The sequence below is a fragment of the Vibrio sp. OPT24 genome (assembly GCF_015163545.1).
GTDB lineage: Bacteria > Pseudomonadota > Gammaproteobacteria > Enterobacterales > Vibrionaceae > Vibrio > Vibrio cyclitrophicus.
In genome coordinates this window covers 138913-146131 of record NZ_JADDYI010000005.1, presented here as the reverse complement: position 1 = coordinate 146131, position 7219 = coordinate 138913, and the positions used below count along the sequence as shown (strand labels likewise).

Annotated in this window: 7 protein-coding genes; 5 read left to right on the top strand and 2 right to left on the bottom strand. The window is 42.3% G+C overall.

The annotated features are described in order from the left end of the window. Positions 1–214 precede the first annotated feature (214 nt). Together IQO02_RS02375 and IQO02_RS02370 are read left to right on the top strand one after the other, a co-directional pair. On the top strand, positions 215–757 hold the full coding sequence (locus IQO02_RS02375; protein WP_016788809.1) for a HEPN domain-containing protein: 543 nt from the start codon (positions 215–217) through the stop codon (positions 755–757). 65 nt (positions 758–822) lie between these two features. Further along, positions 823–1149, top strand: a complete 327-nt coding sequence (locus IQO02_RS02370; protein WP_016784583.1) for a hypothetical protein — start codon at positions 823–825, stop codon at positions 1147–1149. A gap of 1184 nt (positions 1150–2333) precedes the next feature. Here the strand turns inward: IQO02_RS02370 and rplY are convergent. Further along, the gene (gene rplY, locus IQO02_RS02365; RefSeq protein ID WP_010441516.1) at positions 2334–2612 is read right to left on the bottom strand and encodes a 50S ribosomal protein L25; all 279 of its coding nucleotides are present in this window, start codon (positions 2610–2612) and stop codon (positions 2334–2336) included. Positions 2613–2967: 355 nt separating this feature from the next. Here rplY and IQO02_RS02360 point away from each other — a divergent pair, with 355 nt between their 5' ends. From IQO02_RS02360 to IQO02_RS02350, 3 genes are all read left to right on the top strand, one after another. Further along, positions 2968–3696, top strand: coding sequence for a glycosyltransferase family 2 protein (locus IQO02_RS02360; RefSeq protein WP_010441514.1), 729 nt, complete (start codon positions 2968–2970; stop codon positions 3694–3696). Between the two features lie 14 nt (positions 3697–3710). After that, positions 3711–5018, top strand: a complete 1308-nt coding sequence (locus tag IQO02_RS02355; protein ID WP_016793751.1) for an LssY C-terminal domain-containing protein — start codon at positions 3711–3713, stop codon at positions 5016–5018. A 320-nt stretch (positions 5019–5338) separates the two neighbouring features. Continuing rightward, entirely contained in the window at positions 5339–5719 is a 381-nt protein-coding gene (locus tag IQO02_RS02350) for a VOC family protein (protein WP_010441510.1), read from the top strand. Positions 5720–5835: 116 nt separating this feature from the next. Here IQO02_RS02350 and IQO02_RS02345 read toward each other — a convergent pair whose 3' ends face one another. Next, positions 5836–7185, bottom strand: coding sequence for an ATP-binding protein (locus IQO02_RS02345; RefSeq protein ID WP_010441508.1), 1350 nt, complete (start codon positions 7183–7185; stop codon positions 5836–5838). Positions 7186–7219 lie beyond the last annotated feature (34 nt).

Here is a 7219-nt window from a genome sequence, read left to right as displayed (position 1 = left end):
GACTGCACTCAAGTCTTGGATATCGAAGCCCGCATGAATATGAAGTCATGACGGGTTAAAGAAGATAGGGTGTCCATTTTATCGGGTGAAGATCATTCCTAACGCTTAGCAATTTTGGTGTAAAATTGGATTTTAGTGATTACTGTGGTTTTATCGAGTTACGTGGTAGCGTTACTCACACCCTAATTGGGCGTTATATGAATAAGGAGGATATATGTATATGTCTCAAGCAAGAAAGGAATTTGAGTTAGCACTTTCAGATTCAGAAGAGTTAATAGCCTGTTATGACTCGATGAATCACTGTGATAGTGGTATGCGTCCACCAGAGGTGCTAAAACGAGCAACTTTGATCATGACTTTGACTGCTTGGGAGACGTATGTTGAAGATATAGCTTCCGAATTAATTAATGCTAAATATGGAATGGTTATGGGTTCTCAGGTTGGCAGCATAATAACAGGGCGATTGCATGATCATCTTAAAGTTTTCAATAATCCAGACTCTAAGAAAACTAAGGATCTATTCCAAGAGTTTTTCGGTATAGACGTTACTGAAAGTTGGGTTTGGGGTAACTTTCACACAGCAAAAGATTCAAGAACTGCGTTAAACTCTTGGCTTAGAAAGCGTGGTGAAGCGGTCCATAGAGCACAAATTGATAAACAGTCTTCTCATATAGTGAAGCGTGAGGAGCTAGACAAGTGCATACGTTTTTTTCGAGAGTTAGTTGAAGTAACCGATAGGAAACTATTGGCGATATAATTCATATAACAAACGACTATGGCGCCATGTTCTACCCTAAGAAGTAACACTTTATGGAGGTCGGTATGAATATCAAAGAGTCTGATTGGAAAATCTTTTGCGAGATAAAGAGTGAAGCTGCGCAACGGTTTTGTACTCGACAGCTAGATGAAGCAATCAAAACGATTACTGATGAATCAGAACCTGTAGGGGAAAGGTTCAACTTTATGTGTCAGCATTCCAAAGAATCTCAAAAGCAAATGAAGTTGATTTTCGACGGCCACTCTCGAAGCCGTGCATTTATTCAGCTCATGCAAATGTGTGCGGAAGGCTTGGTTGCACCAGAAAAATTCGAACGCCTTTCAGACGAACTCAAAAAAGACATTACGAGTATTCTAGAAAGAAGAGCCTAAGGAAAGTTGGCTAATCAGGCCGCTTCTTTTTCATAGCTGCAACCATCTCAATATTATTCCTTTTTATTCGCGAATTCGGATATCCGCTACAATTTTGCTTCGGCAACCTCACTTTTACGAGTTTATTATACGAGTTGTAGTGAAAATCGTAGAGTTACTCGTTTTTTTCTCCTTCAAAACGCCGTTGATTTTTAAGAATTAGCACTAGAATCTGGATTGAGATTTCTTCCAAAAAAGTGTCAACATTACTTGGTTAATAAAATCTCTCGTTAGCCCTTTAAATCCGTGCGCTCTAGGTGAACTGAAAGTGTCACCTAGAGTGCATGAGGGTGGGGGTTGCGGGAGTTTATGCTTGTGATGCGACCAGAGCCCCACCATCACAAATCCTTGGCCCCAAATTATTCAATATTTTTGGTTTGCATAGACGTTCTATTAATTATTCGGATTCCGAATCCGTGATTTTTGGTCAGGGAAGCTGGGTGTTATGTTCTGAAAAGTGAGTGTGCGGATCAGTGAATGCCTATAGGCCTTTAAAGTTCTTAATACTGGATGAGTAGGTTTATTTGCTAATAGTTAGTTCAGGCGTGTTATGTCATTGAATGAGAATTGAAGGGTTAGTTTGGAAGATGGTGTTAAGAATGAACGAAAGGCCAGAAGTGTTTTCTTGATCGCCTTTCACTGTTGTTGGATTAGCCTGGAGTGTATTACGTAGTGGTAGCGCCTAGTCCAATACACAAGAATGTAAATAAGTGGCTCTTAGCTGATGTCAGTTGCGCCAAAGGAGTGGTTCTTATTCATGATGACTATATTCGTTTAGAAGTGCGTACAAAGCCGTACAAGTAATATTTTAGATGTTAGTCGGTTTTGTTTTTTTGTTTGAGTAGTGTATTGAACCTAGCGAAAAAGCGGTCTAGTCTTAATGTTAGAAAAACTACTGTATAAGTCCACCTTTCGTCCACCCTTAATCCACCCAAGCAAAACTGGGATAAAGTGGGGAAGAGGAAAGTTGATTATTTTCAGTATATTGCGCGAGATTTACGACGTTTTTGAGGGCTCAAAAACGGTGAAACCCCGATGTTGGTAGCATCGGGGTTTCGAATTTCTAGATTTCTCGACTGGTAAGATCGATTATCTTTTCTATGCAGAAGGCTTGGATTAATCCAATCTTATTCCTTGGTAGGGAATTAGATACGGATGAAGTCCATGTGCTCAACTTTAGGCTTGAACGCGTGACGTTGAACGTCTTGCGGCTTAACCTTAACTTCTGCGCCGTCAATCAGTAGAGTGATTGCTTCGTAGAATTCAGGCTTATCCATTTGGTTGATCACGTCAGCGTGAACAAGTTCGATAGCTACAGCTGCTGCTTCGCCACCGTAGATTACAGCTGGGAATTTACCAGCGTGACGTAGGCGGCGGCTCGCACCTTTACCTAGTTCAGTACGTACTACTGCTTCAAATTTCATAGTTTTACTCTCAAATTAGTAAAAATTAACTTCACACCTCAATGCGACCTTGAGTATGTGGTAATGCTTATGCATAAACGAGTTCATGCTTAAGCGAGCGCGGATACTAACATTACATTCAAACCGGAGCAAGTCAGAAGCCTATCACAAAGGGAAATTCCTTCGATATTCAGCTCGTTTGACGATAAAACGTTCATTGGTCTTCATTTCTGCCTTTCTCGCCCTTTGTATCACAGACCTTATCTATTTATATCATCAGCTAATGAACGGAAAATGAATGTTCAACTAAGGATTGGTTAAGACTCTGTTAGTTAATCTTAGTGTTAATTAAACAGCAGAATAAATAGGTGAACATATGGAACCGGTTAGCATTATCGTTATCACTTTAAACGAAGAAAAACGCATTGGACGCTTGATGGAAAAGTTGAGCGTCCAAACCCATCAGGAGTTTGAAGTTATCGTTGTCGATTCAAACAGCGAAGACAACACAAGAGAAGTGGCGCAGGCCTATGAAAGTGCATTGCCAAACTTAACGGTTCACCACATGGAAACACGTGGTGTGAGTTTGGGCAGAAACACGGGAGCTTCTTTGGCTCAGTACAACAGAATCCTCTTTTTAGACGCTGATGTAAGCTTACCTCGAAACTTTCTTGCCAAAGCGCTTTATGAATTGGACGAGAAGAAACTTGAAGTCGCAGGCGTGTACATGAGCTCTAAGGGGTTGCCGCTTGTTCACAAGTTTGGTTATGGGGTGTTTAACGCCGGGCTATTTGCCACTCAGTTCTTTTTTCCAACAGCGATTGGTGCGTGTATTTTCTCGACTAAGCGAGTACACGATGAAATCGGCGGGTTCGATGAAGAAATTGTATTGTGCGAAGACTGTGATTACGTAAAACGTGCGAGCAAGACATGGCGATTTAGATTCCTGAATATGACTTTTGGCTTTGACCCTCGTCGGTTAGACCAAGACGGTGTTGTTAAAACGGGATCAACTTACCTTAAAGCCAATGTAAGACGTTTCTTTAAGGGTGAAATGCGTAACAACGAGATGAACTACAAGTTTGGTCATTATAAAGAACAGTAAGCGCTGAGGTTGTTATGTTTGATGGACTAGGGCTGTTTTTGGGTGCATTAGGTGACGCACTCATAGGCCCGAACCTATTTGTACCGGGAGAGCCCTTTTTTATCGCTGCGGGCTTTCAACTGTATTCAGGTGCATGGATGGCGTTGGTGCTAGTGATGTTGGGTGGCTTCATCGGAGACCAGTTGAGCTATTTTATTGGATCAAAATGGGGTGCAACCGCACAAAAGAAACTTATAAAATTCCGCCCTAAAACCAAAAGGCTTATGGCTCGATGCCGTTACCTAATCGCAAAGAAGGGCAATTACATTATTGTGGCTGCTCGCCTTCTTGGACCTATTGCTTGGGTCGTACCTTTTATTGCGGGCTCTCATCGCGTTAAGTGGAGTAGCTTTACGCTGCTTTCATCGATTGGGTTGTTGCTTGGTGGTGGACAATTTATTGCATGGGGCATGTTATTGGCACATGGAGTTGAACAGTTTCCATTATTGAATACTGTTAAGGTTTTTCTTACTGAACATCAAAGCTTAATGATTGGCTTGGTCGTCGTTATTGCCTTTGTCACAATCGGATATAAGTTCAAGTGGCGCAGACTGACGCTGAAGACCAGTACACTTTTGGTCGTTTGGTTATGCTACGTAAATTACGCGCACTTCTTCTGGAAGGCCGATGATTTTCAAACTCAACAAGCGCCAGAAGAAACGGCCTCTATTGACTTAGAGCAAGTGATTTATAAAGCATTTCCTGGCTTGTCTCCCGTTTACGATGCACAAGCGATCAATGTTGTGTATGTCGGGGAGTCTCCCCGTGAATTGATGAATCAACTTGGTTGGATAGAGAACCAAACCTTTTCTCGACATGAGATTGAATGGTCACATTATTTAGCCTTGTTAAAAGCGAATACTCCTCCGGTTTCTGACTTGTATTGGCGAAATCAGCCTCAAGATATGGCATTTCAATTGCCTGGAAACCTAATGAAAAGAAGCCACATACGTTGGTGGAACGCAGGGCTAGACAGTAATAGCAATCAACTTAAGTGGTTAGGGGCAATCAGCTACGATGATGGGCTTAAAGTGACGCCGTACTCAGGTATTGTCACCATACTTCATAAAATTGACCCGAATGTGGATGAAGAACGCGATAGGTTTGCCAAACAGATCAAATCGACTTATCCAAATATTGGTTTGGTGCACTTGCCACTCGCTAACGCAGAAGCTTTGAATGATAATCACGATTATTATACTGATGGCAAAATTCTGATGATTGGAGCAACGACGTACGGCGTTAAATCGCCAGCTTTAAATGTGGCAGTGAACGATATATAGGAGAGTGGTACAAAGCTTGTTAAAGGAAACCTGTTGCTTTGGTTTTTGGCTCATTATCCATCGTTCTAGTGATATGCACCCATATAGTAGTTACCTAACTGCTTATCTTTCTCTCGCTTCTTTCTGGTCTACCCATCCTAGAACAGCCAATAATATGAGCCTTGTTTAATTCTTAAATCGAACAGGGCCTTGCCTTTTCTTCAGCGCTTATTTTAAGTTAAGTAACTTAACCCTCTTATAAGCTACTTCTCAGCGATAATCTGTTTTCTTTGTCTATGCTAATTAAGGGCGAGTAAGCGGCGAAAGCCAAGGACAACGTTATGCAAATGAATCCGATTGGTTGGTTTGAAATTTATGTCGATGATATGGCGAGAGCGAAGGCTTTTTACGAAGCTGTGTTTAAAGTGAGGCTAGAGAAGTTAGATAACGAAACTGAAATCGACATTGAAATGTGGGTATTTCCTTGTGAGATGGACAGTTACGGTGCAACAGGGGCGCTGTGTTCTATGTCTGGTGTCAAAGCTGGTGGTAACAGCACGATGGTTTATTTCTCTTGTGAAGACTGTGAGACCGAAGCGAGCTTAGCAGCAGCGAATGGTGGTGCCTTACAAGTGCCCAAAATGGCCATTGGTCAACATGGTTTCATTAGTGTTGTCAGTGATACTGAGGGCAATACGATAGGGTTGCATTCTATGAGTTAAAGTGAGCTCTAATTAAGTAAGAAAAAAGAGCAGGAGTTTGCAAATGATAGGCAAACGCCTGCTTTTCGCGCCCAGAAGCTTTATTGTTTTTAAGAAGCCTAAGAAGCCTAAGAAGCCTAAGAAGCTTGAGAGGCCTTTAGAATGAGAGAGGCTTTTAACCCCCCCATAGAGCTCTTGCTTAGAGTTAAACTGCCTCGATAGCTGTGGGCCATTTCGTTCACTATATTGAGCCCCAAACCTGTACCTGGCGTTGTTTCGTCAAGTCGAACGCCTCGCTTGGTGACTTGCGCGAGTTTCTCTTCAGGAATGCCTTTTCCGTCATCTTCAATGACCAATTCAATATTACCGTCTGCAAGCGCGTTGGCGTGAACTCGAATAATACTGCTCGCCCATTTATAGCTATTTTCAAGCAGGTTGCCGACCATTTCATCTAGGTCAGTTTTTTCTACGGCGACTTCAAGTTCAGAATCCAGCTCATTGATCATGGTGACGTCGTTAGCGGCATAGACTTTATCAAAAGCCATCGCGATAGCTTCGACACGTTCACAAGGTGATGACTTCACGGAAAGGATATTCATTGCACCCGCCATGCGTGCGCGGCCAAGGTGATAGTCAATTTGGCTTTGAATTTGATAAATGGGTTGCTGTAAGAGTTTCTTCTCGTTATCGGGAAGCATTTCTATCTCATTTTTCAAAACCGATAACGGTGTTTTTAACGCGTGAGAAAGGTTACCTGCGTGGTTTCGAGCTCGCTCCAATAGCTCTTGGTAATGGAAGAGTAGGGCATTAAGGTCAGAGACTAGCGGAGACACTTCTTTCGGGTAGTTATCACTTAACCCTTGTTGTTCGCCTTTTCTTAGCATCACCAGTTCGCGCTGCATTTTACTTAGTGGCAGTAGTGACCAACTGACTTGAATGCCGATGAGCAGTAGCACCCCTACAAACAACAACATCAAAATAAGCCAAACCTGGCGTGTTAACTGATTGAGTGTTGACTCTAGTGGGTCTTCATCGAGGCCAATAGTAATGGTGACAGGCTCACTCAGTTCAGGTAAGTAAATGTCTTGCTCGATGTAAATCAACTTATCGTCTTGAGGTCCCTTAACGGAGGTGTGAATGGGTGAACGCTTGATGGTAAGATCTTTATCCCATAGAGAACGAGAACGAATGATCTGATCTTGAGTGGATGCACGCCAATAGATCCCGCTGTACGGTTGGTTGAATCTTGGATCGGAAAGACGTTCGGCCATGATAAGGTTGCCGCTGTTACTTGTTTCGATGTTTGCAGTTAACTCGTCCATAGTAAGACTCAATTGCTGCTTTACGTCATCGACCAAGTAATCATTAACCAATTTTGGTATACCGATACCAGCAGCAAGTATCATTGCACCCAACCAAAAAGCCGCAGCGAGAAGCAAGCGGCTTTTTAGACTGATGTTTTTAAGCGTTCTTTTTTTTAGATTCATGCATTTCTAGCCTGCCTTTGCTCGTTGCGATTTA

Excerpts from the sequence above, each read along its gene's own strand:
- IQO02_RS02375 (WP_016788809.1), top strand. The coding sequence starts at position 215 with ATGTATATGTCTCAAGCAAGAAAGGAATTTGAGTTAGCACTTTCAGAT.
- IQO02_RS02370 (WP_016784583.1), top strand. The coding sequence starts at position 823 with ATGAATATCAAAGAGTCTGATTGGAAAATCTTTTGCGAGATAAAGAGT.
- rplY (WP_010441516.1), bottom strand. The coding sequence starts at position 2,612 with ATGAAATTTGAAGCAGTAGTACGTACTGAACTAGGTAAAGGTGCGAGC.
- IQO02_RS02360 (WP_010441514.1), top strand. The coding sequence starts at position 2,968 with ATGGAACCGGTTAGCATTATCGTTATCACTTTAAACGAAGAAAAACGC.
- IQO02_RS02355 (WP_016793751.1), top strand. The coding sequence starts at position 3,711 with ATGTTTGATGGACTAGGGCTGTTTTTGGGTGCATTAGGTGACGCACTC.
- IQO02_RS02350 (WP_010441510.1), top strand. The coding sequence starts at position 5,339 with ATGCAAATGAATCCGATTGGTTGGTTTGAAATTTATGTCGATGATATG.
- IQO02_RS02345 (WP_010441508.1), bottom strand. The coding sequence starts at position 7,185 with ATGAATCTAAAAAAAAGAACGCTTAAAAACATCAGTCTAAAAAGCCGC.